The organism is Streptococcus infantis (assembly GCF_019929575.1).
In the GTDB taxonomy this organism is placed as follows: domain Bacteria; phylum Bacillota; class Bacilli; order Lactobacillales; family Streptococcaceae; genus Streptococcus; species Streptococcus infantis_L.
Genome location: NZ_JAHZPU010000060.1, coordinates 1 through 1,407 on the forward strand (window position 1 = coordinate 1; position 1,407 = coordinate 1,407).

A 1,407-nucleotide genomic window follows, 5' to 3' on the forward strand; every position below is an offset into this window, starting at 1 on the left:
ATATCGAGTAGTTTTGTGATAAAATGTAATTGTTCCATATGATTCTTTCTAATGAGTTGTTTGATCGCTTTTTATTAGGCTCTTTGTCAACTGTAGTGGGTTGAAGAAAAGCTAAGATCTAGAAAGGACAAATTTTGTCCTTTCTTTTTTGATATTCAGAGCGATAAAAATCCGTTTTTTGAAGTTTTCAAAGTTCCGAAATCCAAAGGCATTGCGTTTGATGAGTTTAATGAGATTATTTGTTGCTTCTAATTTGGCGTTGGAGTAGGGTAGTTGAAGGGCATTGACGATTTTCTCTTTATCCTTGAGAAAGGTTTTAAAGACAGTCTGAAAAAGAGGATGAGCCTGTTTTAGATTGTCCTCAATAAGTCCGAAGAATTTGTCTGGCTCCTTGTTCTGAAAGTGAAAAAGTAAGAGTTGATAGAGATGATAGTGGTGTTTCAACTCTTCTGAATAGCTCAAAAGCTTGTCTAGAATCTCTTTATTCGTTAAGTGCATGCGAAAAGTAGGGCGATAAAAACGTTTATCACTCAGTTTACGACTATCCTGCTGGATGAGCTTCCAGTAGCGTTTGATAGCCTTGTATTCATGAGATTTTCGCTCAAATTGATTCATGATTTGGACACGAACACGACTCATAGCACGGCTTAAGTGTTGTACAATGTGAAATCGATCTAGAACGATTTTAGCACATGGAAAAAGCTGTTTAGCCAAGGCATAATAAGGACTAAACATATCCATCGTAATGATTTTCACCTGACAACGAACGACTCTATCGTAGCGCAGAAAGTGATTTCGGATGATAGCTTGTGTTCTACCTTCAAGCACGGTGATAATGTTGAGATTGTCAAAATCTTGGGCAATGAAACTCATCTTTCCCTTAGTGAAGGCATACTCGTCCCAGGACATAATCTCAGGAAGATGAGAAAAATCATGCTTAAAACGGAAGTCATTGAGTTTTCGAATGACAGTTGAAGTTGAAATGGAAAGCTGATGTGCAATATCGGTCATAGAAGTCTTTTCAATCAGCTTATGAGCAATTTTTTGGTTGATGATACGAGGGATTTGATGATTTTTCTTTACTAGAGGAGTCTCAGCGACCGCTATTTTCGAGCACTGGTAGCACTTAAAACGACGCTTTCTAAGGAGAATTCTAGTAGGCATACCAGTCGTTTCGAGGTAAGGAATTTTCGACGGTTTTTGGAAGTCATATTTCTTCATTTGACTTCCGCAATCAGGGCAAGATGGTGCCTCATAATCTAGTTTAGCGATGATTTCTTTGTGAGTATTCCTATTGATGATATCCATAAATTTGATATTAGGGTCTTTGATATCGAGTAGTTTTGTGATAAAATGTAATTGTTCCATATGATTCTTTCTAATGAGTTGTTTGATCGCTTTTTATTA

Annotated in this window: 1 protein-coding gene; it reads right to left on the reverse strand. The window is 36.9% G+C overall.

The window, feature by feature from the left end; translation table 11 throughout:
* Positions 1 to 111: 111 nt before the first annotated feature.
* Positions 112 to 1,368 (reverse strand): ISL3 family transposase, encoded by a 1,257-nt coding sequence (locus K1I67_RS09575; RefSeq protein ID WP_000436169.1) that lies wholly within the window; start codon positions 1,366 to 1,368, stop codon positions 112 to 114.
* Between the last annotated feature and the right edge of the window lie 39 nt (positions 1,369 to 1,407).

Bases quoted from the DNA above. Each gene is read 5' to 3' on its own strand.
- K1I67_RS09575 (WP_000436169.1), bottom strand. From the start codon at position 1,368: ATGGAACAATTACATTTTATCACAAAACTACTCGATATCAAAGACCCT.